Origin of the sequence: Gluconobacter japonicus (assembly GCF_002723975.1) — a bacterium.
Classification (GTDB): Bacteria; Pseudomonadota; Alphaproteobacteria; order Acetobacterales; family Acetobacteraceae; genus Gluconobacter; species Gluconobacter japonicus.
In genome coordinates, this window is record NZ_BEWO01000018.1 from 1 (window position 1) to 26352 (window position 26352).

34 protein-coding genes and 3 pseudogenes are annotated in these 26352 nt (G+C 60.2%); 6 read left to right on the forward strand and 31 right to left on the reverse strand.

Annotated features, from left to right (window positions below; genetic code table 11):
• From GJA01_RS11380 to GJA01_RS11425, 11 genes and pseudogenes are all read right to left on the reverse strand, one after another.
• Positions 1 to 274: pseudogene (locus tag GJA01_RS11380) on the reverse strand (hypothetical protein); the annotation flags it as partial.
• Between the two features lie 237 nt (positions 275 to 511).
• Positions 512 to 1873 carry an O-antigen ligase family protein gene (locus GJA01_RS15565; RefSeq protein ID WP_062022181.1) on the reverse strand — a complete coding sequence of 454 codons (1362 nt, stop codon included), beginning with the start codon at positions 1871 to 1873 and terminating at the stop codon, positions 512 to 514.
• Position 1874: 1 nt separating this feature from the next.
• The gene (gene repC, locus GJA01_RS11395; RefSeq protein WP_062022185.1) at positions 1875 to 3239 is read right to left on the reverse strand and encodes a replication initiation protein RepC; all 1365 of its coding nucleotides are present in this window, start codon (positions 3237 to 3239) and stop codon (positions 1875 to 1877) included.
• 378 nt (positions 3240 to 3617) lie between these two features.
• Entirely contained in the window at positions 3618 to 4334 is a 717-nt protein-coding gene (locus GJA01_RS11400; protein WP_062022189.1) for a transglycosylase SLT domain-containing protein, read from the reverse strand.
• The gene (locus GJA01_RS11405; RefSeq protein WP_062022192.1) at positions 4331 to 4804 is read right to left on the reverse strand and encodes a hypothetical protein; all 474 of its coding nucleotides are present in this window, start codon (positions 4802 to 4804) and stop codon (positions 4331 to 4333) included. The genes GJA01_RS11400 and GJA01_RS11405 overlap by 4 nt, the downstream gene beginning before the upstream one ends.
• A gap of 239 nt (positions 4805 to 5043) precedes the next feature.
• A complete protein-coding gene (locus GJA01_RS15570) occupies positions 5044 to 5640 on the reverse strand; it encodes a hypothetical protein (protein WP_231875843.1) in 597 nt (198 codons plus the stop codon).
• A gap of 88 nt (positions 5641 to 5728) precedes the next feature.
• Positions 5729 to 6967, reverse strand: coding sequence for an AAA family ATPase (locus GJA01_RS15575; protein ID WP_231875844.1), 1239 nt, complete (start codon positions 6965 to 6967; stop codon positions 5729 to 5731).
• A 54-nt stretch (positions 6968 to 7021) separates the two neighbouring features.
• Positions 7022 to 8109, reverse strand: a pseudogene (gene mobF, locus GJA01_RS15740) (MobF family relaxase).
• Positions 8106 to 8267 (reverse strand): hypothetical protein, encoded by a 162-nt coding sequence (locus tag GJA01_RS15275; protein ID WP_156470267.1) that lies wholly within the window; start codon positions 8265 to 8267, stop codon positions 8106 to 8108. Before GJA01_RS15275 ends, mobF begins: the two are co-directional and overlap by 4 nt.
• A gap of 84 nt (positions 8268 to 8351) precedes the next feature.
• Positions 8352 to 8681 (reverse strand): type II toxin-antitoxin system PemK/MazF family toxin, encoded by a 330-nt coding sequence (locus GJA01_RS11420; protein ID WP_231875846.1) that lies wholly within the window; start codon positions 8679 to 8681, stop codon positions 8352 to 8354.
• Positions 8682 to 8724: 43 nt separating this feature from the next.
• Positions 8725 to 8961: a BrnA antitoxin family protein gene (locus GJA01_RS11425; protein WP_228123965.1), complete on the reverse strand. Its 237-nt coding sequence runs from the start codon at positions 8959 to 8961 to the stop codon at positions 8725 to 8727.
• A 323-nt stretch (positions 8962 to 9284) separates the two neighbouring features.
• On the opposite strand from GJA01_RS11425, the gene GJA01_RS11430 reads away from it, so the two are divergent.
• The 3 genes from GJA01_RS11430 (at position 9285) to GJA01_RS11440 (ending at position 11701) form a co-directional block, all read left to right on the forward strand.
• Entirely contained in the window at positions 9285 to 10187 is a 903-nt protein-coding gene (locus GJA01_RS11430; protein ID WP_062022198.1) for a hypothetical protein, read from the forward strand.
• Between the two features lie 87 nt (positions 10188 to 10274).
• Entirely contained in the window at positions 10275 to 11057 is a 783-nt protein-coding gene (locus GJA01_RS11435; protein WP_062502576.1) for a hypothetical protein, read from the forward strand.
• On the forward strand, positions 11054 to 11701 hold the full coding sequence (locus tag GJA01_RS11440; RefSeq protein WP_062022204.1) for a hypothetical protein: 648 nt from the start codon (positions 11054 to 11056) through the stop codon (positions 11699 to 11701). The genes GJA01_RS11435 and GJA01_RS11440 overlap by 4 nt, the downstream gene beginning before the upstream one ends.
• A gap of 161 nt (positions 11702 to 11862) precedes the next feature.
• Here GJA01_RS11440 and GJA01_RS11445 read toward each other — a convergent pair whose 3' ends face one another.
• From GJA01_RS11445 to GJA01_RS11465, 7 genes and pseudogenes are all read right to left on the reverse strand, one after another.
• Entirely contained in the window at positions 11863 to 12084 is a 222-nt protein-coding gene (locus GJA01_RS11445) for a hypothetical protein (protein ID WP_062015134.1), read from the reverse strand.
• 92 nt (positions 12085 to 12176) lie between these two features.
• Positions 12177 to 12833: a hypothetical protein gene (locus GJA01_RS11450; RefSeq protein ID WP_062022205.1), complete on the reverse strand. Its 657-nt coding sequence runs from the start codon at positions 12831 to 12833 to the stop codon at positions 12177 to 12179.
• 657 nt (positions 12834 to 13490) lie between these two features.
• Entirely contained in the window at positions 13491 to 13667 is a 177-nt protein-coding gene (locus tag GJA01_RS15280; RefSeq protein ID WP_156470268.1) for a hypothetical protein, read from the reverse strand.
• A 155-nt stretch (positions 13668 to 13822) separates the two neighbouring features.
• Positions 13823 to 13957 (reverse strand): hypothetical protein, encoded by a 135-nt coding sequence (locus tag GJA01_RS15595; protein WP_255312278.1) that lies wholly within the window; start codon positions 13955 to 13957, stop codon positions 13823 to 13825.
• The gene (locus tag GJA01_RS11455; protein ID WP_062022206.1) at positions 13947 to 14219 is read right to left on the reverse strand and encodes a hypothetical protein; all 273 of its coding nucleotides are present in this window, start codon (positions 14217 to 14219) and stop codon (positions 13947 to 13949) included. The genes GJA01_RS15595 and GJA01_RS11455 overlap by 11 nt, the downstream gene beginning before the upstream one ends.
• A gap of 133 nt (positions 14220 to 14352) precedes the next feature.
• Positions 14353 to 14730: pseudogene (gene ssb / locus GJA01_RS11460) on the reverse strand (single-stranded DNA-binding protein); the annotation flags it as partial.
• A gap of 739 nt (positions 14731 to 15469) precedes the next feature.
• Positions 15470 to 16294 (reverse strand): hypothetical protein, encoded by an 825-nt coding sequence (locus GJA01_RS11465; RefSeq protein ID WP_062022208.1) that lies wholly within the window; start codon positions 16292 to 16294, stop codon positions 15470 to 15472.
• Here GJA01_RS11465 and GJA01_RS15285 point away from each other — a divergent pair.
• Both GJA01_RS15285 and GJA01_RS11470 read left to right on the forward strand, forming a co-directional pair.
• Complete coding sequence (locus tag GJA01_RS15285; RefSeq protein ID WP_169925639.1) at positions 16269 to 16433, forward strand: hypothetical protein; 165 nt, start codon at positions 16269 to 16271, stop codon at positions 16431 to 16433. The genes GJA01_RS11465 and GJA01_RS15285 overlap by 26 nt on opposite strands.
• Positions 16434 to 16609: 176 nt before the next feature.
• A complete protein-coding gene (locus GJA01_RS11470) occupies positions 16610 to 17704 on the forward strand; it encodes a hypothetical protein (RefSeq protein ID WP_062022209.1) in 1095 nt (364 codons plus the stop codon).
• 55 nt (positions 17705 to 17759) lie between these two features.
• Here GJA01_RS11470 and GJA01_RS11475 read toward each other — a convergent pair whose 3' ends face one another.
• The 11 genes from GJA01_RS11475 to GJA01_RS11525 form a co-directional block, all read right to left on the reverse strand.
• Positions 17760 to 18086, reverse strand: a complete 327-nt coding sequence (locus GJA01_RS11475) for a type II toxin-antitoxin system PemK/MazF family toxin (RefSeq protein WP_062015143.1) — start codon at positions 18084 to 18086, stop codon at positions 17760 to 17762.
• A complete protein-coding gene (locus tag GJA01_RS11480) occupies positions 18083 to 18340 on the reverse strand; it encodes an AbrB/MazE/SpoVT family DNA-binding domain-containing protein (RefSeq protein ID WP_062022210.1) in 258 nt (85 codons plus the stop codon). The genes GJA01_RS11475 and GJA01_RS11480 overlap by 4 nt, the downstream gene beginning before the upstream one ends.
• Before the next feature lie 152 nt (positions 18341 to 18492).
• Positions 18493 to 18681 carry a hypothetical protein gene (locus tag GJA01_RS11485; RefSeq protein WP_062022213.1) on the reverse strand — a complete coding sequence of 63 codons (189 nt, stop codon included), beginning with the start codon at positions 18679 to 18681 and terminating at the stop codon, positions 18493 to 18495.
• Positions 18678 to 19388 (reverse strand): HD-GYP domain-containing protein, encoded by a 711-nt coding sequence (locus GJA01_RS11490; protein WP_062022217.1) that lies wholly within the window; start codon positions 19386 to 19388, stop codon positions 18678 to 18680. Before GJA01_RS11490 ends, GJA01_RS11485 begins: the two co-directional genes overlap by 4 nt.
• Before the next feature lie 54 nt (positions 19389 to 19442).
• The gene (locus tag GJA01_RS11495) at positions 19443 to 19865 is read right to left on the reverse strand and encodes a hypothetical protein (protein WP_062022220.1); all 423 of its coding nucleotides are present in this window, start codon (positions 19863 to 19865) and stop codon (positions 19443 to 19445) included.
• Between the two features lie 2 nt (positions 19866 to 19867).
• Positions 19868 to 20164 (reverse strand): hypothetical protein, encoded by a 297-nt coding sequence (locus GJA01_RS11500; RefSeq protein WP_145993787.1) that lies wholly within the window; start codon positions 20162 to 20164, stop codon positions 19868 to 19870.
• A gap of 4 nt (positions 20165 to 20168) precedes the next feature.
• Positions 20169 to 20456, reverse strand: a complete 288-nt coding sequence (locus GJA01_RS11505) for a DUF2312 domain-containing protein (RefSeq protein ID WP_062022226.1) — start codon at positions 20454 to 20456, stop codon at positions 20169 to 20171.
• A gap of 11 nt (positions 20457 to 20467) precedes the next feature.
• The gene (locus GJA01_RS11510; protein WP_062022229.1) at positions 20468 to 20944 is read right to left on the reverse strand and encodes a hypothetical protein; all 477 of its coding nucleotides are present in this window, start codon (positions 20942 to 20944) and stop codon (positions 20468 to 20470) included.
• Between the two features lie 78 nt (positions 20945 to 21022).
• Positions 21023 to 21553 (reverse strand): helix-turn-helix domain-containing protein, encoded by a 531-nt coding sequence (locus GJA01_RS11515; RefSeq protein WP_062022232.1) that lies wholly within the window; start codon positions 21551 to 21553, stop codon positions 21023 to 21025.
• Between the two features lie 70 nt (positions 21554 to 21623).
• Positions 21624 to 21977 carry a hypothetical protein gene (locus GJA01_RS11520; protein ID WP_062022235.1) on the reverse strand — a complete coding sequence of 118 codons (354 nt, stop codon included), beginning with the start codon at positions 21975 to 21977 and terminating at the stop codon, positions 21624 to 21626.
• A gap of 94 nt (positions 21978 to 22071) precedes the next feature.
• Entirely contained in the window at positions 22072 to 22425 is a 354-nt protein-coding gene (locus GJA01_RS11525) for a hypothetical protein (RefSeq protein ID WP_062022238.1), read from the reverse strand.
• 579 nt (positions 22426 to 23004) lie between these two features.
• Here GJA01_RS11525 and GJA01_RS11535 point away from each other — a divergent pair.
• Positions 23005 to 23529, forward strand: a complete 525-nt coding sequence (locus GJA01_RS11535) for a hypothetical protein (RefSeq protein ID WP_156470271.1) — start codon at positions 23005 to 23007, stop codon at positions 23527 to 23529.
• A gap of 120 nt (positions 23530 to 23649) precedes the next feature.
• On the opposite strand, the gene GJA01_RS11540 is transcribed toward GJA01_RS11535, so the two are convergent.
• Together GJA01_RS11540 and GJA01_RS11545 are read right to left on the reverse strand one after the other, a co-directional pair.
• On the reverse strand, positions 23650 to 25677 hold the full coding sequence (locus GJA01_RS11540; RefSeq protein WP_231875847.1) for an ATP-dependent helicase: 2028 nt from the start codon (positions 25675 to 25677) through the stop codon (positions 23650 to 23652).
• Positions 25664 to 26347, reverse strand: a complete 684-nt coding sequence (locus GJA01_RS11545) for a hypothetical protein (RefSeq protein WP_062022251.1) — start codon at positions 26345 to 26347, stop codon at positions 25664 to 25666. The genes GJA01_RS11540 and GJA01_RS11545 overlap by 14 nt, the downstream gene beginning before the upstream one ends.
• Positions 26348 to 26352: the final 5 nt, after the last annotated feature.

Genomic DNA, 26352 nt, shown 5'->3' on the forward strand with positions numbered 1-26352 from the left:
AACCCGCCTTCATGGCTGCACGGCCGCCAGCCGTCAGGCCGGTCGTGTAAATCTTGTAGATATCGCAGGACCGACCGTTCTTCTGGATCGTGCCCTCAGCCTTACCGACCGTGCTGACAACGCCAAAACGGTCCGTATTCTGGTTGAACTGACTGAGCAGCACGGGCTCAGGCGCAGGCATCCCGCTGCTGCAGGCGGCCAGAAGCAGTAGGGCAGAGCTGGAGAAAAGTGTTTTTGAAATGGCTTTCAGTGTCATGACGGACCTGTCGATCACGGTCCCCGCCTGACAAACGGGGACACAGTATGTTGCGTTAGGAAAAGCAATAACCGATTGCTCTTATTCGTCAATAAGCGATTTCGGTTATTATCAAATTGACACTGTGCCCCCCTGCCGTGTAGCGAGGGTTCATGGGAAGACCACCACTCGATATCAAACTCACATCCGTGCGCCTGAATTCCTCCGCGCGAGAGCGGATCGTCCGTCTTGTCGGACAGGGGGGCATGGCGGAGTTTATTCGCGAGGCCGTTGAGAAAGAGTTAAAGCGCCGCGAGCAGTCTCTTCGACGTCAGGGCGATCCGCCTTCAGATCTCTGACGGCTTCTGCCAGCCCTGCCCCCAGAAGCAGAAAGGCAATTCCGCCAAGCGGCATGTTCAGAAAAGCGCTCTGCGACGACAGAGGCCACTCATGCAGAACAGCGGCCCCGAAGAGACCGACACGCCAGGCAATCTCCGGTGCGGCAAGAACGACCTGCCTCCTGGCAGTTCGTCCCAGAACACGCCACCAGCTTCCGATCATCACGATGAACAGAATGGCTCCCGGAAATCCACTGTTGGTGGCGGCTTCGAGCACATGATTATGGGTGTGCTGAACACACACAGCCACCCCGCCTCCATCCGGTTGGAGATGGCTCGGACCCGGCTTCAGAAACACCTCAGAACGACAATAGTGCCGGAACGCATCGTCCCCTAACCCCATGACCGGATGCGCTTCGGTCATCACGGCCGCCCGGTTGTAGATCTGCCCATACGGAGAGCTGGCGAAGTGGGCGAGCTGGCTGTGCGTCTTTGTGACCAGATGACCGAAAGCGTCCGGGGACACGAACGCCAGAAGTCCAATGAGAACCGGGCTGGCAACCAGAAGCGCGAGCGCAGGACGCCGCAGGGTCTGGAGCACCACGGCACAGACCCCTGTGCCGAGAAGGAATGTCGCCAGAGACATTCGCTGGCCTGCCAGCACCAGCAAACCGAGAACCGGCATCAGGGTCGCCCCCGTCACGAGTGCTTTCTGCCAGGACCTTCTCACCCGTTCCCCCAACAGCGCCCCGACAAACAGAGCAGCCGGAAGACCCAACAGTGCAAAAGGCGCGGACACACGCGGCTTTTCGTAGGGGCCAGTGAGTGTCCCATCACCAAACCCCGGATTGCCAAACAGGTTATGGCCCGTGACCGCCTGAAGCAGCATTTGCCCGCCCAGATACAGCGCGCAGGCGATCACCAGACGGCGACACCACGTCCGGGTCCGGGGATCCTGCAACGTCCAGAAGGCCAGAGCAAACGCCGCGACCGGAAAGCGGATGGCCAGCAGTGCCTGGGTGAGGCTGGCGGTTGCCTCGGCCGGAACAGGCGCCTGACGTGGCAGGGAACACAGAACCAGCCAACCCCACCAGACAAGGGCCGGCCAGACGAAACCCTGACGATACCAGCGCCAATCGCGGGTCAGGGCGCTCCGAAGCAGAAATCCGACGGCCAGCCCATCCAGACAGCCCTCGGCGATGCCGCGCCAATGCACCAAAAACAGCGGCAGAAGCAGAGTGGCCAGTGCCCCGAGACGATCCAGAACGCGCAGAAGAGTGGGCTTTTCGACACGCACCATGTCAGATCCACGCCGCCCGGGCTTTTGCGGTTTGCACGTTCACGGCGGCCAGGGACACACCGGCCTCGGCCAGCATCCCCACTTCCCGGGTACGATGATCCCGCAGTGCATACAGGCTGCGATCAAGGAACAGCGTGTTTCGTGCCCCGCGTTCGATCAGGGAGCGGAAATAGGCATCCCGGAACCGGATGACAGCACCCCGCTCCAGTCGTGACGCCATGACAATCACGGCGACGGTCGCCTGCAACCGGCCCAGCACGACACAGGCCTGCGACCAGGCATGACAGGTTACACCCACCTGCCCTGACAGATACTCGGCGGCCTCGATCAGCTGCTCGGCACTCGGTCGACCGGTGGAACAAAGATCCCGCAGACTGCTGCAGATTTCCAGATAGAACGTCGCCGTGCCCTTGAACCCGCGCAACGCTGTCCGGTCATATACGCTCGAACGGTTGGTTCCGGAACTCGGCCCTTCACACCGCATGTGTTCAATGCGAATGCCGCCATTGGCGGCTACGTGATCTACTTTTTTAGAAGATTGAATGTTTTTAGTATCTGTATAGTGGGCCCCGTTTTGAGGACCCATGGGCCTCATTTCTGTTGGATACGACGTTGAAAAAACTACGTTTTCCACAGACACGTTATCCGGGCCGGATTCAGGCTCGGGGCACTGCCCGGCCAGAGCCGCAGAAAGGACCAGCATCTCCCGGTACAGCCCCTCCAGGGTGCCGAGCTGCACTGTCCTCAGGCGGCTGCGCATGATTCTCACTGCCTGCTCAAGGATGGCCTCCAGTCCGAGGGTTTCGGCCTGTGCCCGGACCGTGTCGTTCAGGCTGGCAATGTTGTCACGCAAAAAGGAGACGCGCTGGCGCAGTCGCCGCTGTTCCGCACTCAGGGCCAGCAGATCCGGCCAGCGGTAGCGCAGGGACGCCAGATTGAAGCCAACCTGCGTTTGGCCCTCTTCCGTCTGCCACCGTCGGCCGCGCTGCCCGTTGCGTCCGTCCTGGGGCACCAGAAGCCGCGCGTCCGCCAGCTCCCGGATGTGCCGCTGCAGCGTGCTGCGCGACAGTCCTGTCCAGGACATGAGCGTGGTGTTGTGCGCGTAGATGAAAGGCGTCTCAAGCGCCGTCCAGGCGTCCGGAGAGGTCTTCTCCACCATGATGATCAGCGTCGAGGCTGCTCCCCGGCTGACGGGCAGGACACCGCGGAGGGATTTCAGCATGTTCAGCATATCCCGCTTGCCGGGCTCGGCCGGGACGGGGGTGGTCAGTTCGTCGCGTGCGGCCAGCATGGCCTCACTGATCCGGCGTCGGCCGCGCCGCGTGCACGGGGCCTGCGCCCTCTGCGTCTGTGCAGAATGCTCCATTGATCGGTCCGGTCTGGGGGTGAAGGGACCACCTCACGGCCGGACACCAGACAAAACGCTCCCGTTCGCAATTTAGTGCTTGCGTTTCGAAAAGAGCTGACGCTAGATGAAGTTAACGATTTTGACATCTAACGTATGTGTTGCCTGGGGCCCTGGCTCTTCCGATCGCCAAATCGGAGGAGGCGGGGTTTTTGGTTTGTGGGCGCTACGTCATCGGGGGTCCTCTGGATCGACTCGCTGGCGCCGCCCACAGGGACGTCTCCAGACATCCGGGCATCGTGCCTCCGTTCGGACGCTGGAACAACCTCGAAAGCGCTGTGACGGCGAAAAAACTGAGTAAAAACGGGCGTTTAGTGTGTCCATTTTGGCGCGCTCTTTTCAACTCGTCACGGCCTCCGAAGCCCCGCTGCCCATGCGGCTGGCCACCGTCTGCTGGTACTGACCCACCGTCCAGCTGCTCATATTGTTGGCCGCGAGCGTTTTGGCGGAGACATACTGGCTGAGCGGCGTACTGGCATTTGACTCGGTTGCTATGGCCGCGCCGGCCTTGGTGCCGAACATGTAGGCGCCATACACCTGCGTCCCGGTGGCGGGTGCGCCTGTCGAGCGACTCACGGCGGACGCGTAATCGCTGATGATGGCGCTCGCGACTTTCGCCTGAGCGACAGGATCGGACCGGTCTGCCGTACTCAGCCCAAGTCTGGAGGCATACTGGTTCCAGGTGCCGTCCGTGACCTGCCAGACCCCCTGTGCACTCGAGGACGTATTCCCGACATTCTGGAAATGACTCTCAATCTGCCCGAACGCCGCCAGCGTGTCCGGATTGATCCCGCCCGCCTGCGCCGCAGCCACCGCGTCAGCCCCATAGGTCTGCGCCATCATCGTCCCATAGGCATCCGCCGTGCCCCAGGCGCCCTGATACGAAGATGTGGCGGTGGTCCCGCCAGTCGTCGTCGCGGTCGATGGCCGCGTAAAGACGGGTGATCCGGGCTCCGGGTTGGTCGGCACGATCTGCTCAGGCACTGCCCCGAACGCAGCCGTGGCAGGACTGCTTACGCCGAGGGTCAGTAGCGTCAGAACCGGGAAGGCATTCACTTGGCCGGATGCGTAAACAGGACCATCCCGGCCGCGTTCTCACCAGAGACAACACAGGCCCGGGACGCGCCGTCCACGAGCGGGCGATAGGCCACGACATCGGCCTCCGGGATCCAGGCAAACGTCGTCCCCGAGCGCAGAACCTGCCGCCAGCCCTGAAAGACCGTGTCCGTCACCGCGATCTGCGGAGCGGCTGTTCCAACATGGACCGCACCACGACGCGGCTCGGCAAAAAGCGGCTCGAAGTCGTGGGCGGGACTGCGACAGGTCACGGGAACCGGCGTGGCGTGCAGCGTCTGCGGGGCCTGCGTGACTGTCGGGGGCGGACCCCAGTTGCGAGAACCGAGTTCCGACTGACGTTCCTGCGACAGTCTGTCCAGCTGCTCCGGCGTCAGATGCTGCGCTGAGGCTTGGGAGACCAGGGGGGCCGCCAGCGAAACACAGACGGCGAGCCAGAAGCAAAAGCGCATGGTGCAGAATCCTTTAGAAAGTACCTCCCCATAGTCTGACCGATCCGAATGTGAGTGCGAACACGACCCTGATTGACGCGCCCGGATCGCACTCACATGCGCGCCCGTCATGATGTCCGCAGCCGCCTCGGTTCTCCACACTACATCCCTCGTCCTGTGCCACGGACCCGCGTGCGATCGCGCTCCCGCAGCTCTTCTTCCTGTGCGGCGGCGCGAGCCTGCCGCAGCCGGTCTTCGGCCTACTGCGCTCTCCGACGCTCCTGCAGATCTTCAACCCGCCGCGCTGCATTCAGGGCGTCCTGAGCGGCATAGCCGGCCTTGCGCAGCTTGCGGCTGACATCATCCCACTGCGCGCGCGGGACATCCCGGATCGGGCCTTCCTCAACCTGACGACGTACCTGGCCACCCGGTGACTGCCCTTTCTGGCGGGTCCGCTCATTGACGTGGTTCTGCCGGATCCATCGCGTATTGGCTTCTTCGTGCGCAAGACGGGCTTTTGCCAGATCAACGGCCAGGGACTTGTAGGGATGACGTCCCATATCCGACGCCAGACGGTCATACAGATCGTTGACCGTCACCGGCCGGATATCACCCAGAGCCCGCGAAAACGTCTCGGCCTCACGAAGAGATCCTTCCGACACGGCCGTCCAGCAGCGATGCACATGCCGGCTTTCGGCAACATAGGACGTAAAACCTGTCATGGCCGAGGATCCACGCGGCATGGCGTTGATATGCTCGTCGGACGTCACACCCTGCGCCGCATCGACTGTCATGGCGCGACCAAAGCCAAGACGGACGCGTCCGGTCTTCGGGTCGGCCAGCCGGGTCCAGGGCACGAGCCCTTCCCGTCCCTTCGCATTCTGCAAAACCAGTCCCTCATCGGACCAGCTCTTAACGGTCGTGAAGTCACCATTCGAGCCCAGATCACGTCAGCGGCGCCCATGGCGGGGTGTCCACCCGGACGCTGGTTTTTGCAAACAACCGAACCCAGTCGCCGACAGCGAGAGGCAGCTCATACGTGACGCCACGCTGATCGATGGCGGCCTTGACGATCTCCTCCTGTCCGATCTCGCCACCCTTGCGCAGCCGGTCGCGGACGGCACGGCTGAGATCCATGACGTCTTCGTTGGTCGGCGCTGACATGGTGATGCCCCACTCCGATCCGGCCTGCATCAGCATGTCGCGGCGTCGAAGATACAGGTCAGCGATCTGCTCGACGACCTGGTCATGATCGCCGCCCACAAGTCGGATGGTACCGTCCTTGTGCTTCATGTCGATGGCTTCACGCACGCGGGCGATATCGGCTTTCTTCTGTTCGTCCTCGGTCTGGCTCAGATCGCGGCCAGGACTGCGAAACATATTGGCGATCTGCCGACCGCGCGCGGACTTCTGGTGGATCGTGCTCAACAGTTCCGGACGGGCTTCTTTGGGCATCACCCGCAAAAGCAGTTCCACGGCATCGCCAGCCTCAATCGCCTGGGCCTGTTCCCGGTCGCCCACCACCCGAAGGGCAAAACCCTTTTCCTGCTGAAGCTGGAGGATCTCAAGCAGCTGACGTGGAGAGACCTGACTGACTTCATCAAGGACCAGAACCGACTGGCGATCGAGGTCGATCTTTCCCTGCGCCAGACCGTCCAGAAGGGGCGTCATCGCATAGGTCTGGGAAATACCCGCATCCTTCAGAGCATCGGCCTGGCGCCAGGCATCGACCAGAGGCTTCAGAAGCGTCGTTTTACCGGAGCCGGCGACACCGATCAGGAAGCCCAGACCGCCCGCCTGCCCGAGCGCGTTGATGGCCGCAAGCTGCGCAGCGCCGTGTGCTGGCTCGCGCGTGAAGTCGAGACCCGACCGGGCGACGGCTGCGGCGATCTGCTCGTCACTGAGCGCACCGTCCCGCGTCCGCGCAGACAGGCCGGCAAGACGGGCCATGTCCTTTTCGAGGGCGATCTGGGCACTTGTCGCGACCCGGAGGCGGCCGTCCTGCTCGCGCTCCAGAAAGCGGACCTGTTGGCCGTCGATCTCAATGCCGCGCTCCTGGATCAGATCGGCAATCCGCTCGACGTCCTGCATGCCTTCAATGCCAGCCGCAATGAGACCCCGTGCAGCATGGGTCCGGAACGTGTCCCGGTCGAGAACAGCAGCTGTCCGAAACTCCTCAGCCAATTTCTTCGCCGCAATCGCATAAGCCAGCTCGTAGCGCTCAGCGCGCCTTAATGGCTAGACCTTCTCATTGGTCAGGACAGTATCGTGATACCACCCAATTTCGTGAGCCTGCGCAAGCCAGAACTCCTTGTCGTTGCTGCCACTGTACTTCTTTGAGCGGTAAGCCAGATTTGCGTTGTGGAGGATTGCAAACTTCCGCTCAGCCGAAAGATCGTTCCAGTCCAGGCCCTGCCGTTTGGCATAGGCTTTTCCCGTTTTCTCCGCCTGCGAATGCCGCTTTGAAAAAAGCTCACAGGCTTCTCGCGGCACACCATCAATCGCGATTGCACGGCCGCTCTCGTCGACGTGCACCGCGATAGCGAGCTTGCGAAGCTCCCTTGCAAGTTCCGCCTGAAAATACGCCCCGAACATAAAAGACGTCGCACTGGTAATGCGAGCACTGTCCAGCGAACCCAATGGCCGCTTTCTGTCGCTACGGCATTCAAAAGCAGATTGTGAATATGCGCCTGTGGATCCCCCGGCACCGGCACTTCCACCGCCGCCGTAAGGCCTTTTGCGCCGTCCTGAATCTTCATGACCGGACGTGCCGTGTAGTGCCGGAACGATACCCACGCGACTTCCCCCTCTTACAGTGTGGCTGTCTTTCCTGACCCTCTACGCGCCACGCCAACCTCCTTGGCAATAAACGCCATAGCCTTGTCGTTGGCCTTGTGAATCGCGCTCCAGATAAGAGCCCGCTCGGCATCCGTCGATGCGAATTCAGCGGCAAGCGTCACGGATTTATCGGGTGACGCTGTAAAGTCGATGGCTGAGTGCTCACGCTTCCGGCCTGTGTTGGCCCATTTCTCACCCGTGTCAGCGCGCTTCGCTTCGAACAGGTTGGCCAGTGCCAAGTCTGTCGGGACCTTCATGACATCAATGCCTAAAGCATCAGCGATCCGGGGGCCCATATCTGGCGACCATATTCCGCGCCCATCACGTCCGGTATAGTAGGTTGTCAGCCTGTCACCGTTTTCACGGGTCGGATCACTCCGTTCCCGTTCAAAGCGGGCATCCTTCTCAAGTTCGGACTGATTCTCTCTCAAGTAGGCAACGATCAGCTTGCCGGCACCGGCCGCGGAGATCTTCGGGTAAGTAATCATCTTGCAGCCGGCGCAGAGAAGGTAGAAGCTTCGAGCCGACCGAGCTGCGCCGAGATTGTCTCAAGGGCAGCGCCCTGCTGTTCCATGGCCTGGGTCATGCGCGCGACGACCTCGACCAGACCCTCGCCTTCCTCCGCTTTATCTGGAGGGCTGACCATCTGGTGGATTTGGGCGAGATGGTTGTGAGTGCTCGCCAGCAAAAACTGTCGCTCCGAGCCCTCGTCGTCCCAGATGTTATTTGCCTAGCCGTCGCATCCCACCAGGAGCGCAATCTGACGTCTGATTGCAGCAAGCTGATCAGGTCTCACCTTGCTGCCTGTCACGGCGACACGCTGCTTGGATGTGGTGGTGAGCAGAGCACTGACCGCCCAACAGGGCTTGGTGCAGCCGTTATCAGCCGTTGGATCGATGCGCACCGCCAGATCCGGAATGACGAGGTTCTCATCGTCGGTCAACGGTACAAGCATCACGTTTGGCCACTCGGGCGGAAAGAGATCGTCTTCGACAACAACAGCCGGCCGACGCTTGTTGGGCTCCTTCGGCAGCGCATCGCCGCGCCAGTCCGCTAGCACAATGTCACCAGGTGAAAAAATCGCTGCCATCGCGACCGGCCGATCAGGCGCCATGGGTTCCGCCAGCCTCTTCAAAAAGCGCTTGGGCAGAAGGCGTCGCAGCGACGTAGCGGGCAACACGCGCGCTGTCTCTGCGGATACGGTCTCGGCGTGCACTCTTTGCCCCTGTCTCCAGCAAATCACGAATGAGCTGGCTCAGAGGGATACCGCGCGCCGTTGCTTCCTGCTCCAGGTCAGTGCGCAACCTCTCGTCCAGACGGATCGATAGGGGGGATGCCATGACACACTCCATACATTCAGAACGTCGTTAAAGTAGCGCAATTTCGTAGTGCAAAACAACATATTTGGCAGGGCAGAACGCGCCGAGATGCCTTCGGCCTCGGTCCGCTCCTCCCCCACTGGCTGCAACACCCGCAGGGTGGCGCGAAGCGCAAACTGAAAGTTTGCATTTGTGTATGGAAAAAGAAAAACTCTGTAGCTTTCTTGTAGTCGTTGGTAGTCGGCGCGTAGCTCTTACGTAGTCGATTGTAGTCATTTGGTAGTCGTGTTAGGGTGCCCCTGAGAGATGCGCAGCAGCCGCACAACGGCCACGGGAGGCACCACATGGCAGCGACAGGTATCGGGATCAGCGGGGCCATTGGCGCGCTTGAAAACGTGTCTGGAGCGATGTCGCTGCGCGTGTGGATGGAAGCGAACCGCGAAGAGCTACTGCGGGCATGGAACGGGCGTCGTTTGAACTGGCAGGCCCTGTGCGCATGGTTCAAAGACGTTGGGCTAACCAATGCTGATGGGCAGGCACCGACTGTACGATGTGCCAAAATGACGTGGTATCGGGCAGGCAAGACATTGGCTGCCCGGAAGGACCGTGCAGTGGCAGAGGCGGACGGTCCTTCTCGTGATCAAGCGGCTCGCAGAACTGTCGCGCCGACAGACAAAGCGCGGTCTGGCCCCTCTGATGAAGAGATCTTTGCCCTCATGGCTGAAGCCGATAACGAGGAGCGTCGCAACAGGGAGCGTCGTGAGCGGATCGCAGGCTATGAGGCACAGCGCAGAACCATGGCGGAGTCCAACGGGGGTGGCGTTCAGTCAGAGGCCCCCGTCGAGGCCACCCAGTCCGAGCCTGCACCTTTAGAAACCGCCACCCGCCCCCGGGTCAAAATCGGCCAGATCGCGAACCATGTGACGATGCTCAAGCAGGCTCCCCGTTATGGTGCGGACAGGGACAAGCCACTCCCGCCGCCTTATGTCGGCCCTCGGCCTGATGGAATGCCGGAATATCTGCCGCTCGATGCCCTCATGCCTCTCGATGCGACGGGGCGTCAGCCCGATGGTCGCATCGACTATGAGGCGCTACCGGGACTGCCACGACGCTCGTTTTTTGAAAGAGATCGAGACTGGGCAAAAGCCTGCATTCCGATGGTGGAGGCTATCCCTCATGAAGATCGATCACTGATCCTTAGAGGGTTGCTGATGCGTGCGCGTGATCTGATGAAGACTCTATACTAGCCACCTGTCCGCACTCACAAACGGTGTCCGCATACTGAAGGTCTCTCCTCTCTGAGCCGGAGATGGCATTGAAAGTAAGGACCTGTCATGAGTGAAAAGCCTACCCCCTCCAAATCACCCCGCACGCCTGTTGCCGCGGTCAAAGCAGGTCGCGGAAATCTCGGCGGATCTACGGCCGAGGCGGCGCTTGCGGAACGCGCCATCATGCAAGGGCGCTCACCTCTGCTTGCAGATGGCGACGCTCGCAATCCCGGGCTCTCGGCGTTCAAATCTGTCTATGAGCGTTTTGGTCTCACACGTCCCAAGAACGAGGATGCAGGGGTCCTGAGAGAGTGGTTTTCCGAGGCGTTCGGAACTGCGGCCGAGCAGAAGAAATCGCTTCTGGTCGATGTCGGTGGTGGCGATCGAACACTTGAACTCTGGGCAAAAGAGGAAGGAGTCATCTCTCTGGCGGAGAGTATTGGTCTAGACGTCACCGGACTGTTCATGTGCGGCCCCCAGCCCGGAGATCTCGACTACATCAAACGCCTTTGGGAAAGCGAACTTTTCCGCCCCAAAAGAGCCCTGCTGGTATTCAACGACTGGACGGTCCCAGCTGGACACGACCCGGATCGTGCTTTTGGTCGTCTCATCGAGGATCCACTTTTCGAACAGATGCAAGGTTGCGAGGTCCGCTATCTGAGGATCCCGAAGCTGAGCGTTCTTCCTGCGATTATCGAGAGTGGGCTCTCCTTCCAGCAGGTCATGGAGAGTGCGCCGCGCCCCTGCGGAACGCCGTTCGACGTTCTGCGTCGTGCACAGGTCAAGCGCTGGTTTGACCTGATCGAAAGCAACATCGTCGCCGAAAAGGTTGAAAGCTGGCTCCCATGAGTGACGCTGAGACGCCTCTTTCCGCCCTGCACGCTTTGCAGGACGCGGGCCGCCTGATGGAAGAAGCGGCCCGACTGGAAGGGATGGACCAGTATTCTCCATTCGGGAAATGGGTTTCCGCAACCCGAGCCACCATGGACGCCTTTGCGCGGCTCGCTCTGTCGTGCGCCTCTGAAATGCAGAATTTCAGAGGAGAGGCCCGCGATATTATCGAGATGGCCAAGCAGGAAAAAAACACTCTGCGGGACCAGTTTATCGAAAGTCGTCGACAGGTCGAAAAACTGGGGGAAGTCGCGGAACGGAATGTCGAGAAGCAGGAACTGTTTCGAGACCGCGAATTGCAGGCTACCCTTGGTCGGATCGTCTCCGGCGTGACCTCGGAGCTGCGCAAGGAAGTTTTCGACCAGTTGCGGACGGAAATTCCGACGCATGAGCGCCAGTTTTACAAGGAAGCGCGATGGCGCGCGTACGTGCGGATGACACTGGCCGGTGCGGTCCTCATTGGTCTCGGCTTTGCCTCTGGCTACACGTATGACGGCTATGCGGCGCGGGTCGGCCGTTATTGCGAAGAACATCAGGCGTTCGACACGAAGGGCGCATCGTGGTGTCAGATCGTCCCGCCGCCGATCCTGCCGAAGTCCTGAGCGGGCTCTTACGCACCGGCTTCAGGGCGAAGCCCTGACGCACCATACTTCACAGCCGCGCTTGCGCGGTTGTGTCCATTTTGGCGCGGTCTGACCGGACAACAAAAAAGGCGGCTCCCAGGGGAGCCGCCTTTTGCGTGTGTGGACCTGGCCGAGGCCGATCAGGCGAGGCCGTTCGACGCGGCCCGGATCTCGTCAGGGGTGGCACCAGCGGCGCGCGCCTCTTCTGCGGCCTTCTCGATGCTGGAATCGAAGCGGGTATTTTCCAGAAACGTCATGAGGGCGTCCGCAAGGGCGAAGCCACGCGCAAGGTGCTCCAGCCGTCTCAGGGGGAGGCTCTTGGCGCTGGCGTCGGGGACATAGGGGGCGAGTGCGTGAGACATGGGACAGGCTCCACGACCGGGCGGGGCCGGTCGCTCTTCGATGTGCAGAGGGACAGGAAGAGGCCGCGCCCTGTGGGCGCGGCGGGCTTGCCTTAGAAGCCCATGGCGTCGGCCTGAACGGCGGCGACGTCACGGGAGAGGCTGCGGCCATTGTCGCGGGTGTAAGGCTTCCAAGCCTGACCCATGAGTTCCTCATAGGCGGCACACGCGCCGGAAGCGACGCAGGAGAGCGCGTAAGCCTTCGCGCCGTTTTCGGCAGCGATACGGCGCAGACCGTCCACGCGGTTATCTGCCCCATCCACGCCCATGCGGTCTTCGTCGCGGTCGCCGTTGGCGTAACTGTCTGCGGCATCCTTGGCGATCATACGGCGGTTTTCATAGAAATTCGCGGCGCCATAAGCGGACCGGATGAGACCATCCACCACGCGGTCAAGGTGCATCCGCAGACCGTTGAAATTCTGCTCGCCCCGGATATAGGTCACGAGGATGGGAAACATCAGCTCGTATTGCTCGCGCACCATGTTGGACCCTGCCCCGGTCAGCTCGTCAACGTCACCGGCTTCGACACCGAACGCCAGCACGATTTTTGCCATCTGGTCTTCAGACGGAACGAGACGGAGAATGTCGGCCAGACCCGGAGAGGCAAGAGCCTTGGTGCGGCGTTGTGCTTCACTGAAGCGGCGAACAGCCGCGGGGGAGTAGTTGCCCTGAGAAGCGTTCTGGGACATTGTGTTGGATGCGTCGGACATGAAATGTACCTTTCTAGTCTAGCGAAGTCCCGTTCGGTGGTGAGACACCGTTCGGGGCGCTTTGTCTTGAGGGCCAATCCCTCTCGACAAGTAAAAGATAGCCTTTTCAGCCTTTCATGACAAGAGAAAAAGCGCAGAAAACCGCCATAAAACGCGTTTTATTTTCGCGTGACAAGTAAAAAGATTACTTGATTACTTCATGAATACCTGTCGTTTTCCTAGACCCATCCTGCCCGTGCGGCGAGCACATTGACGGCGACGAGAGTGGAACGACAGTGGCGTTTTCCTGAGCCCATCCTGCCACCGGCCAAGACGGGCGACGGGACAGGCCGTCAAGCCCGGAGCGTCCTGAGCAAGGGTGTCAGGCCTGCGGCTGATGCGGGGTCGCGTGCGGCCCTGCAGCAGACGCGGGCCTGACACCTGCCGCCGAGGGTCGCGCAGTGGCTTTACGGACTGGCACGGCGACTGTCAGACTGAACGCTGGATGCGAGGACGCTGTCGTGGAACGGCCCTCCCGGGCGGTCCTTCAGGACCGTTCGGGAGGGACGAGGAGCCGTCTCACGGTCGAACGTGCCAGACCAGGACCGTCCGTTCAGGGAAAAGAACACGGGTGAACCGTTACCCGGACGGCCCGCCCCGACCCTTCCTTTGCTTTTTCTACTTATGGCCCTGATTTGTGCCGGAAGAGTCCCGCGTCAGGAAGAACACACCCCCACCCACGGCAAGCACCAGCAGGCCTCCCCGAATTGGATGCAGAAAGCCCTGCCAGATCAGGAGTAGAATGGCGACCTGAATGATCAGCGCACCGATGCGAATGACTGTTTGTCGTGACATGGGGCCAGTCTAGTCTTTTTCTCTGTCCTGGCGCAGCCCCCCTGTGGGGGGCGAGCATTGGGGGCATCAAAGCTCGCGCCGACGAGGCGCGTCCGCCTGACTAAACCGGGTGAGCGGACAAAAAAAGCGGCCCGGAGGCCGCCTGTCTTTCGGTATCAGGAAGGACTGTGCCGCTTCTGCCTCGGGGTCGAAGCGGGTAGCAACCGGCTCGCAATCCAGCCGAAAAGAGCGCAGCCCCCAGCAAACGCGGCGAGCATCATCAGCAGGTTTGGGAAGAACTCATTCATCATGTTCGGTCTCCGTTGGCGTGACCTCAGTGTTCGGAATATAGCCCAGAAGCGTCCACGCGGCAATTTCAAAAGCGGCAGCGGCGAGCGCGGCTGCCAGACGCTGCCACATAGGGACGGCCACTCCTGTGAAGAGCGGAGCCACGATCCCCGCCCCGAGGATTGCCAACGCAAGACTCTGGCAGCCGCTTGCGAAAAGCTTCACGCGTTCGGTTGTATGCTGCGTTGAAGTGGGAGGTCTGGGAGGCAGCGTCGGCAGCATCATGGAAAAGTCTCTTCGGTGGTCATAGCGCCGGTTCCTGTAAGGAGCGTAAACGGGGGACGGTCCTTTGGCAGGACCGTGCGATGGACTCCGTGGCTTAGAATGGCGCCTGATCGTCCACTTCCTCATCCGATTGGCCCCAGCCGCCTCCTTCGCTTGCGCGGTTGCTGTCGATCAGCACCAGCTCACCCCTGAAACGGTCAATGACAACCTCTGTGGTGTAGTGCTCCTGACCGCCCTGATCGGTCCATTTGCGGGTGCGGAGTTCGCCTTCGAGATAGACCTTGCGGCCTTTGCGGAGAAAGCGTTCCGCCACGTCACCAGCCCGCTCATTGAAGATGACGACACGGTGCCATTCGGTGCGCTCACGACGCTCCCCGCTCTGTCGGTCGTTCCAGGTATCAGACGTGGCGAGTGTAAAACTTACGACCTTGGACCCTGACTGCATATTGCGCACTTCGGGGTCTTTACCAAGATTGCCAACGAGAATGACTTTGTTAACGGAACCAGCCATGAGAGCCTCCAAGAAATAGGGAACGTATCAACTAGACTATTCGGCGTTATTGCCTCCGTCCATGAATAAATACTAGGTATTTACTTGCTCGCAGTCAACGAAAAATTGGCAGAAAACCGCCACTTTCGAAGAAATAAAGCCGAAGGAGAAGGATTTTTACTTGTTGAATACTGAAGGGATATTTGATGTTTTCCTAGACCCATTCTGCCCGTGCGGCGAGCACACTGATGGCGACGAAAGAGGAATGGAGGTGGCGTTTTCCTGAGCCCATCCTGCCACCGGCCAAGACGGGCGACGGGACAGGCCGTCAAGCCCGGAGCGTCCTGAGCAAGGGGACTGGTTTGCGTCTGATGCGGGGTCGCGTGCGGCCCTGCAGCAGATGCGGGCCTGACACCTGAAGCCGAGGGATGTGCAGTGGCTTTACGGACTGGCACGACGACTGTCAGACTGAACGCTGGATGCGAGGCCGCCTTCATGGAACGTGCCTCCCCGGACGGTCCGAAGGACTGGCCGGGGAGGTTGAGGAGCCGTCTCACGAACCGATCCCCCAGACCAGGACCGCCCGTTCATGGAAAAGGATGCGGGTAAGCCGTACCCGAAAGGGCCAGACCCGAGGGCCAGACGCCCGACTGAGGGCGGCTGGACGTCGGGGCTAGGCGGAGCTTGGCGACGAAGGAGCCTAGCGCAGTAGAGCGAACGAACCCGTCAGGGCCGCCCCGATCCTCTTTTCGCCTCCCCTTCATATTACCCACGGGTCAGTCTCGACGAAAGAAAACACACTATCCCCTCTCTCCTCCTCTGCTTTCTTCAATCTCCTCCTCAGCACCTTCCGCTCCTGGCGCGCTTTCCTCCTTTTCTTCTCGCTGACGTTCCAGCGGTCCCGCAGGACGGCCCGCAGCTCCGGGCACGAGGCGCTGATCTGTCCATAGGACTGACGCCGAAACCGGGCGACGCCACCGAAGCGGTCGATCCCTGTCACCAGGGTGCTCCTGCCGATCTCCGGATAGAGGATCACCCCGAGGCCATCCTGCGCGTCGGGTGTCGAGGGCGGGCGGAGAAAGAGTGTGGCGAAGCCGTCCGTTGTCTCAACCCATCCCGGCACCGGCCCTGCCAGTCGGCGCAAAGGCATCAGATCGAAGTCAGGACAGTTCTCGGCTATGGCAGTCGCGAGAGGCGGAGACCTGTGCCAGAAGCTGGCGCTACATCCCGGCCAGTCTTTTGTGGCGTCTGTCGGAAACAGGATTCCGAAGACTGTGATGAGATCCGCTTCATAGACAAGCTGACCGCCCTGCCATTTGGCAAAGGCCGGATCATCAAAGCAGTCGAAATACTCCATCCCCCGGATGCTGACGTCTGGATACTCGTCAGACAACCCCAGCCCATGACCGAGAAATGAGGTCCCGATCCCGCTTTCGAGGGTCATCACGAGTGTTGTTTCATCCTCCCACTTCATGTGTTCGGGTGCGCAGGTCCGGTAGGCGCGCGCTCTGGCGATCTGGCGTAGGCGGTCCTGTGGGCCGGTGAGCGTGAAGACTGTTATGACGGGAGTAGCCACGGAGAACATCCTTTTTCATTTTCTGGATGCTTTCCTGCGGGCGCAGACGGCTGGCCGGGACAATGGCGCGCCCTCAGGGCGCGGGCCGCGTGCGGCCGGACCATTGTGGCGGTCGGACGGCCTGTGGCTGTCGCTGTTTCTCTTCTGACCCGCGTTCTCCTCTTCGCGTCTTGCCCTGCACCCGGCCCTTTTCTTGCCTGCATGCTGCCCGTTGTCAGAAGGCACCCCGCAGCGTTTGCGCAAGGGCGCCGACCGTCCCATGACCCGCTCTCACATCGCGCAATGGCAGAGTGCAGGGATCCATTGTCATGACTCGGTATACCCATGCACCATCGCGTTTCCACGTCAGCCCGTTCTGACTGTCATCCCCACGACGAGCTTCGCCTGGTCGTGTGCCTGCTTTTTGAAGACGGAACCGTCTTTGTTGGACAGAGCCTTGTCCGCACGATGCCAACCTACCTCAAGCGCACGGGGACGCTTTTCCGGTCCGTGGGATCGTTTCAGCGTTATGACCTGCACGCCTTTACGATCGGGGATGCGCCCCCAAATGATCTGGTTTTTCTCTGGGCCTACCACCTGTCCAGACACGGCGTGCGACTTCGCACCCTGAACGACCCCGAAATCATCGTTGATCCCCTTGCGCCTCTGGCTCTACAGACGCGCGAATGGACCAGTTACAGCGCTCGCACCAGAAAGGTGCTGTTCCCTGTCCTCCTGAAGCAGGCTCTCGCTTCACGGGGAGAATGGCGCGGCACCCGGATTGTTGCCTATTGCTGCATCCTGTCTCAGGGAGCATTCGTCCTTGGCAGTACACCTCTTCTCGATGGCGAACCTTTCAGACTGGACGACTGGATGCCCGCAGTCGGAACCCATCATCTGTGGAGCCGCGTGTATGATGCGCAGGCCCATAGTCAGGAGGTATATCAGCAGGTGGAAGCCGCTCTGAACCTCTGGCGTGAAACACTCGAAAACATGGGAGGCCGGGAAACATGGTACCGTCAGCACATGTTTTATACCGGCTTTCCGGAAACGGGAGACCTTCACCTTCCAGATACCGAGTTGCTTCTGTCCCTGCCGGCCTCTCTGCTGGCGGGGATCTCATTCTGCCTTGAGCACTGGCCCATGGGTCTCAAAGAGACACGACTGCCGCTCGACAACCAGTCTCAACACCTCTCTCCACCGGGATTCCCTTGCTCCAAAACCGAGGACCCGATTGGCTGGGAGAGCTTGGCCCGCTCCCAGGCGAACACTCTGGAAATCATCCAGACATATGTCGAAGATATCGGAGCGATGTTTGCAGACACCCTGGCCAGACAGGAAATTCTTCATTCACAGATGAAAACGCTGTCCAGAACTGTGCTGGAGGCCACAAACATGGTGGTTCGCCTTCACGCGGCCTCCCGTCCTGATGATATCTGATCCAGCACTCCGTGCGAAGGACTTGACCTCCCCCCAGACCTCCCCCGGCCAAACGCTATTCGAAAAGCGTGACGAGGCGGGCAAGGACTTCGTCCAGCAGAGAACCGGACAGCTCCTCTACCATCCGGCCGCCACGGGCTTTGAGGTCAATAACACGAGGCTGGTCACAGCGTACGATGCCTGTGGTCTTCAGTCCTTCGAGCGGCACGGCGAAACCGAGCCGTCTTGCGAAGCCCCCGCCGCTGGTGATTGGTACGACAACCGGCAGGCCCGTAGCCTGATTGAAACTGTCAGGCGAGACGATGAGCACAGGGCGCGAGCCCTGCTGCTCATGCCCTTTGGTAGGATCGAGAGACACAACCCAGATCTCACCGCGCTTCACAGGATCTCTTTCCCGGTGGCCTCGCCAGCAGCCCAGTCGCGGCTTTCGGTATCGGGCTCGGTCGGATACTCGGACACGGCCAGCAGTTCTGCCATCGTGTAGCGTGGTCTGCGCCTCGGCCGCACGACGAGCGTGCCGTTCTCCACGTCAAGTTCGACCTTCTCACCGGCTTTGAGGTCGAGAAGACCGAGCAGGGCCGGTGGCACCGTCAGAACGATGGAGCCACCGAGCTTTCTGAGACTGGACGTCGTCATAATTTTCTCCTTGTTATATTTTTATATAACACGGATGGTAGGGGCTCCGCTAATGAAAACCGACCGGGGAAGACATGCTTTCAGGCGCGCATGGTGCGCCTCTTCTTTTTCATCAGAGACTGTACGCCCAGCTTCTTAAGCAGTGCGCCTCATCATTCCTCTTGCCTCTCGCTGCCGCAAAGTGCTGCGTCTGCCTGAAGATAGAGTGCGTCAATCACACGCAGCCCCTCGTCTCTCCGGTTTTCTGCGAAAAGCCGGTCTGCAACCCCGGCCAGAAGTTTGAGGGAAGATGCTTCCGACGGGACTGCGTGCGCTGCGGGTGGGAGCGGAAGTGGCATCATGGCATATCGTTCCGAAAGCTGAGAGTACGGGAAGAAGCAGGGGACTGACCAGGGACTGACTGGTACCCCTGAACGGGCTGCGCGACGCTGCGGCGAATGGCGAGCAGATCATCGAAGAAGGTGGTCGCGTGCCGCACCAGGTCAGGATCAAACGCACCACCTGCCTGATCGTAGAGAAAGGCCTTCACCTGACGCGGCGTCCATCCTGTCTTATAGGCGCGGGCGGAGAGCAGGGCGTCGATCACGTCCACGAGGCCGATGATGCGGGCGGCCAGAGGGATGGCTTTGCCCTTCAACCCGAAAGGATAACCATCACCGTCATAGCGTTCGTGATGCAGGAGTACGGCCTCATGAACAAGGGTCGGGATATCGGCTGACAGATGAAACAGCGCTCCAAGACCAAGCGAGGGATGCTGCCGCATCACCAGCATCTGCCGGTCGTTAAACATGCCCGGATGATTCAGGAGGCTGTCTGGCAGGAGCAGCTTGCCCGCATCGTGCAGGCGGCCTGCCAGTTCAAGGGCGCTGGACGAGAGGCCAGTTTTCGCCAGATGGCCGAGCAGGCCAGCAAGGCGCCCGACCCTCTGGCCATGCCCGTCATCCCCTTTGGCAACCTGTGCCAGAAGGGACGCCAGAGGTGCGCCTTGCGGCCGATAGGACGCAGGCAGTTTCACCACTTCTTTCAGGAGCGTCTGCAGTTCAGGCATCTTTCCTCTGCCGGTTGTGTAGGATCACTTTAGGAGAGGGCAATGTGAGTCCGGTCATCCCGGATGGATCAGGCTGCGGGCGAGGCCGCCGAGTGCCAGGGCCACGCAGGTGACGAGGAGCCTTATTCTGGTCGCCCGCCCCTGCCCACGCCCGGTCAGGATCCCGGACGTCTTTTCAGCGAGTTTCACAAGAGCCAGTGTGAGGCAGGCCAGAAGCGTCCACTGCCAGAACGACAGCATCAGAACCGGTTGACCCAGTCCGGACAGATGCCAGGGTCCCTGTCCGGCAAACTGATCCAGGCCAAGAAATCCATCCGCGGCGTTCGTCAGAAGAAACAGGCTGACCCCGATCAGACATCTGGGGCCACAGACCCGACGCTGTATCGTCCCAACAGGGCGAGATGGTCCCAGAGTGGAGGCATAGCGGACACTGGTGATGCGCGTTGGAGTCCAGTCCACGAAGAAAGGTGCAGGCACGCTCAATACCCATCCGGCAAAAGACGAGACAGAGAGAGCAGGCAGAGCACCAGGCCGAGACTGGCAAAAACCACACCGCGCCTGCGCTCGAGACCGTAGTCACGCCCGTCTTCGCCGATTTCGGGGACACCCGGTCCAGTCATGGTTGCCAGACAGCCACCGAGCATGAAAACTGGCCCCATGACAGCGCCAAGCCTGGGAACGACAAACGCAAACAGAAGCAGTCCCACACTCGGCCAGCAGACCAGGATCTCTCCTGCCGTCTCGGCGATACGTCGGCGCGGTGGAGCATCTTGCATCAGGTCACATTCCCAGGGCACGGCGGTAGATCTGCAAAAGGGTTTCCTGAGCCTCGACCTCCGCGGGCTCCTGCTTGCGCAGCCGGATAATCGTGCGGATGACCTTGACGTCGAACCCGGCTGACTTGGCTTCGGCAAAGATGTCCCTGATGTCGCCACTCAGCGCCTTGCGCTCTTCTTCCAGACGCTCGACCCGCTCAATAATGGACCGCAGCCGGTCGGCGGCGATGCCCCCTGCGATGACACCCTGATTGTCCTGGCCGTCTTCAGGAAATGATACGCGTTGCAACATGGATCAACCTTTCAGAGATCGGGTGAGACGTAGATGGGAGAGAGGGGGCGTGGCAGATCGCGATGCCCGTCTGCCAGCGCTTCGAGCCAGCGGGACTGCCGCTCCGGGAGATGTCCCTGTTCCTCAATAAGACGGCGAAGCGCCGTCCGGTGTTCGCCGAGGCGATCTGCGAGTGTACGTTCGGACCAGCCAATGGTGATGAGGGCACTGGTCATCGCGTAGCCATTCAGCGGAGGTCTGTTCCCAGCTGGAGGCACAGCCCGGGCCAGTGGATGACTCAGTCGACGGTGCAGCATCCCAAGGGCCGCGAGCCACTTGAGAAAATCCGGGTCAGGAAGACCCTGCCCTGATTGCCAGCGCAGGATCCTGTCCTTGGAGACGCCAGATCGGCGGGACGCCTGGCGCACACCCCAGCCGATGACGGAGAGTTCGCCTGCAATGGACAGCGCTGCACGCCTGTGCCCGGGACGAACGGACCGTGAATCCACATATCCTGCCCGCGGTTGCCCACAGCGCTGTCCACTGGTTTGGGGGATAACCCGCAAGCGCGACGCCTCCCTCATGCCTCAGCCATGCCGGGCGATATCGGTGAACGTCCTGTCCTGTGCCCCCTGCCGGATATGTTTGGCCATATGCGGCGATACAATCCGGTAGCGGTTGGGGCGACGCGGATCCAGCCGCTCTTCGATCAGACCGGCCTGCTCCAGAGCCGCGAGAGAGTCTCTGACCACAGCAAGGGTCAGTCCAAGCCAGGACGCGATTTCGGTTGGCGTCTCGTGTTCGGTCAGCGAGGCAAAGACCAGATCCTCGATTGGTGACGTCTTCACGGTCCGCGTTGCAGGCATCCAGGGCACGCGGGCATAGACGCTATGACCCAGAGCCGCGATTTCGCCAGCCTGGGCCAGCGTCGTCAGAGCCAGAGGCAAAGCTCCAGCCTCTTCCGGGGTGAGGTTTGCCCGAAGCTCAAGGACATTATATGGCCCCCGGTTGAGGCAGGTCCGGACGTGCTGAAGTACCGCCTGATAGGCTTCGCGCTGTGCCTGCGCATTCAGCTTGCGAAAAACCCGTGCTTTGGGCTGGTTGCCGCCAAACTTCACTGTGCTGCCCCGTTCTCTGTCACCTGACAGTCAGTATCCCGCGGGGTGTTGTGAGTGCGGTTACGCAACGTCACCATTGGCCTGCCGCCTTCATGCAGTCATAGGCGTTCCGGAGATTGAACAGGCCGACAGCCACCCAGACCGGAACGAAGACCAGCACATGCCAGCGCGGCATGAAGGCGTTCGTCTTCAACAGGCGCATGACGTCCATCACGAGAACGGAGATCGCCAGGGAAAACAGGATCGCCTGAGTAAGCATGGTCCAGACCATCTGGACATCCAGCGGAAAAAGAAGCCAGCCAAACCCGAAAAGCATGGTCGCCGAAAGAACCATGCTGCCAAGCATCCAGGGGGACGAGAGTGAGAGAGAAAGGGAGTGTTTGGGCAGCTCTGACTGCCCAAGAGAAAGTGTATGCTCGGTCATACCGCGTAGTATGACGACAGCGTTTGTGAGTGCGGTTCAGCTGATGAATCAGAGGGGTTGAAGCGTCAGAACCGAAGTTGAGGTCCTCAGACCGTCAGCCGAGATCCGACGGCTTGTAACGCGGTGTCGGAAGAAGCCGCACCACAGCATTTCCCTCAACATCCGAAAGATACAGCAGCCCCTCTGACGGACAGCCCAGAGGACGACCATCCGCATCCAGCACAAGGCGCAGGCTCTCGATCGGACTTACCGCGTAGACACAATCGTCTTGCAGAAGAACGAAAGGATAGTCTCTTCCCTGATCGGTCAGCGTTTTCAGCGTGCCTGTAACCACACCGGCAGATCCAGTCATAAGACGCTCCGCCATGAACCGTGCGACCGCCTGGAGTTGCTCCTGTGTCAGGTCTTCATGGCGCGCAAAAGCCGAGCCTGTCTGCTCTTTTGTCACGTGTTTTCTCCCTGCTCGCCACTCACACGTCGTGGCTAACCAGATCCTGCTGGATATGACCCTAACTCACTTGCTCGCGCCTGAATACAAGTTGTGCGTTGCAGAATGACTTGCGTGCGTGTTTGCCCGTTTTGAGTTGAGTGATGTCGTATTTCCTCCCGCACGATACATCCGGTTCGCTTCGAGACAGTTTGATCCGGGGGGGGCCGCCGTCACGGCAATCGACCTTGAGAGACTGTTTAGATAAAAGCTACACTAGGAAAGGCAGAGACTTCTAAATCAACCTTACTTTGCATCGATAAGGGCGCTCTTTTGGGACAAGCAAAGAAGAGAAAGCAACGGTTCCTCACTGATCATACTCGGTGTTGTTATTGTGGTCTCCCCGCTACCACCATTGACCACTTTCCCCCGCGAAACTTTTTCAAAGGTCGTAATTGGCCCGTTGGATACGAGTTTCCAGCCTGTCATGCATGTAATCATGACAAGAGCCGTGATGAGCAATCTCTAGGCTTTCTGGTGAGACTTATTCGGTTCGATACCGACACGGACACGACGGAGTTTCAAGACGCTCTTATAGCGGTGCGCAATAACAACCCAATTCTTATAAGAGAACTGGTGCCAAAGTCAGCCGTGGCTAGTAAGCTTTACTTAAGAGGCCGGTTTGGGTCAGCAGAAAATGTAGGTGAGATGGGGCTTACGGGATGGCGCGGCCTTTCTATAGGGCCGGAAGCAAACAGACTCACCGACAATATGTGTGTTTGGTTCGCCCAGACTGCTTGGTATCTGCATTGCCATTCCATTTTTGAAGGCCGAATAATATGGTCTCGGATTGAAACTGAATTTCTTGGGCACGAAGCGGCTCAGAAAATTGTTTCAAACCTAGTTGGCAAGCCTGAAATGCTGCGGAATGGGAAAAACGTATCAAGCGATTTTTTCTACAGATATTTTGCATCAGATGATATTTTCGTAGGTATCTTCCAGTTTGGTCGACGTCCCCAAATGGTTTTCGTAGTTTGCGCAACCCGCAAAGGCGCTATCGATACTGATCTAGAACTTGAAAAATATTGGGGACAGCGGAATATAGATTTACCTCAAGAGGCATAGAATTTAGGTGTCATCTTGTTTTCCTTGTAGATTATTTCTCTGCAAGCGCCTGTCACGTAATGATTCGGTATGATGACCGAAGCAAGGCCCTGAGCGTGGCCCAGCCAGACGCCTTGATGGTCAGAACCCCATCGCCCCTCTCTGAGCCTGCCGATTGAAAACCGTTCTCCGTTGGAACGCGGGACGGCGCTTGAGATCCCGTCCCCAGCCGTCCCGCCGTGCCTGGAGCGGAATCTCGTCGATGAAGCAGCTCGGATTGGCCTGCTCGCCCCGACGGAACTCGCACCAGGACACACTGACGCGCTGGCGGCCGCGCGTCAGCGCAACATAGGCCAGTCGGCGTTCTTCAGCCGGGTCAATGTTCGTGCGCGACGGAAACAGCGTGTCTTCCCATCCGATCAGAAACACATGCCCGAACTCCAACCCTTTCGAGCCATGAATGGTCATCAGCTTCACCCGGCCAACACTGTCATCATCCCGGCTTTCCGACCCGAGGGCCGCATGGTCGAACAGCTCCTCCACCGAGGTGAACTCGTTGGCGAGCGACAGAAGCTCATGCAGATTTTCCAGTGCCGTGCGCCCGTCCTCCCCGGCCGCCTGATGCATCGCGAGATAACCACTCTCTTCGACCAGAGCCCTCAGACGCTCCCCCAGACTGGGCTCGCCGCTGCGGGCCCCTTTCAGAATCACGTCCAGGAAGCCGCGCAGCTTGTCAGCAGCCTTGCCGGTGCGTCCCTGCACCGTGCGCTCCGCTGCCTCGTACAGCGAAATCGCCTCCTCATCGGCGACCTGCTCGAATGTCGCCATGGCCTTGGCCCCGATCCCCCGGGCGGGCTGATTGACAATCCGTCGGAAGGCCTCGTCTGACTGCCGCTCATACGGAAAACACGTCAGACGCAGGAAGGCGAGCGCGTCCTTCACCACCGCGCGCTGCCAGAAAGCGGTATCATTGACCAGCTCATACGGGATCTTCGCACGCAGCAGAGACTCTTCCAGCAACCGGGAGAGATGGTTGAACCGATAGAGAACGGCCATGTCCTCGTAAGGCACGCCCTCGAGAGCACGACGGCCGATCTCAGCGGCAATCCCGGAGGCCTCGTCCTGACTGCCGGTATGCCGCAGAATATCCACTGGCTCCCCATCTCCGGACGCGGTATACAGTGTTTTCTCCAGCCGGTTAGCGTCGTGAGAAATCACTGCGTTGGCCGCTGACAGGATGTGACCGGTCGAACGGAAGTTCTGCTCCAGAGCAATCATGCGTCCGGTCGGAAACTCCTTGAGAAAGCTTCGGATAATCCGGACATTGGCCCCACGCCAGCCGTAAATCGACTGCGCATCGTCGCCGACAACGAAGAGCTCGTTGTGGTCTTTGGACAGGCATTTCAGCCAGAGAAACTGGAGCCGGTTGACGTCCTGGAACTCATCGGCAAGCACGCAGTCAAACCGGCCCGACCAGTCCTGTCTGTAGCGTTCGTCGCGGAGCATGGTCACGGTGGGCCATAGTAGAAGGTCTGCAAAATCCGCGCGATTGCTTTCGCGCAACATCGCCTGATAGGCTGGATAGAGCGCGGCCGCATCTCGCCAGACCATGATGTCATCGCCTTCGGTGATGGCATCCGTCGCAATCCGTCCCTCGACCCAGGTCACGGCATCCGGGGGAAGCACCATGTTTTCCTTGAGCATGGCGATGCGCGAGCTGACGGATTTCACACGCTTGCGAAACGTCTCTCCGTCATCGGCATTCATGACGCCCGCTTCAATCGCCTTTTCCAGAAGCCTGCGCACGATCTTCGTGCTGTCTTCGCTGTCACAGACGTCGAACCCCGGACGCAGCCCGGCAATGTCGGGATCGGTCCGCAGCTGACGGCGTCCGTGCGCATGGAAGGTGCCCACCCAGTACGGGGCCTGCGCGATGTTCAGGGCCGCCGCGATCCGCGTCTTCATCTCCCCGGCCGCCTTGTTGGTAAAGGTCACGGCCAGAATGCGATCGGGCGACATCCGGCGTTTGACGACACGGTCGACAATACCGGCCACAAGCGTCTTGGTCTTGCCGGTCCCGGCACCCGCCAGAACAACAACCGGTCCTGTCTGACGCGCGGCGCCTGCCTGGGAAGGGGTCAGTCCGGAGAGATGATTATCCACGACCACGTCCCTGCTCCCGGGTGCCATGAAGAACCTCGCACCGCGTCGCACGGCGGCCATCAAGGCTGAGGATCATGTCCGGCTCGACCATCAGGTCGAACTCCTGCCCGAAGTCCCATGTCCCCTCCGCCAGGACCGTGCCTCCGACCACGAGACCGCGCAGCACATCATCGCCGAACGCGATCTCGGCGTAGGTCTGCGGGAAAGGCGGCTGATTGTGCAGCAGGGCCCAGGTATGCCACACGCGGGTTGTCTCGGCATCGGCATGCCAGGCGGCGGTCAGTTCTGCGACATGTCCCAGAAGCGTGACGGCATCCGGACGGTCAGGATGAGGCGTGCTTCCGGGAACGGTGCCAATCAGGACAAGCTGCTGCTCCCCCGCCTGGCAAGTCAGGAACCCACTGTCTCCGGTTGGAGACTGAACAAACAGGACGATGCGTCCGGAGAGATCCCAGCCTGCCGCACTCCAGCGTCCGCCAACCACGAGACCCTGACGCCGATCCGTCTCAGGACCGTATTCTACCAGCGCCCAGGGAATACGACATCCGAGGTCTGGCATCAGACGCAGATAATGGTCCGCATCCGGGTGCGCCAGAAAGGCCGCTCTCAGGGCGTCGTTCTTCTCATGTCCGGGAAACAGAGCCTCCATTTCCCGTCGTGCCTTGTCATTCGTCATCAGTC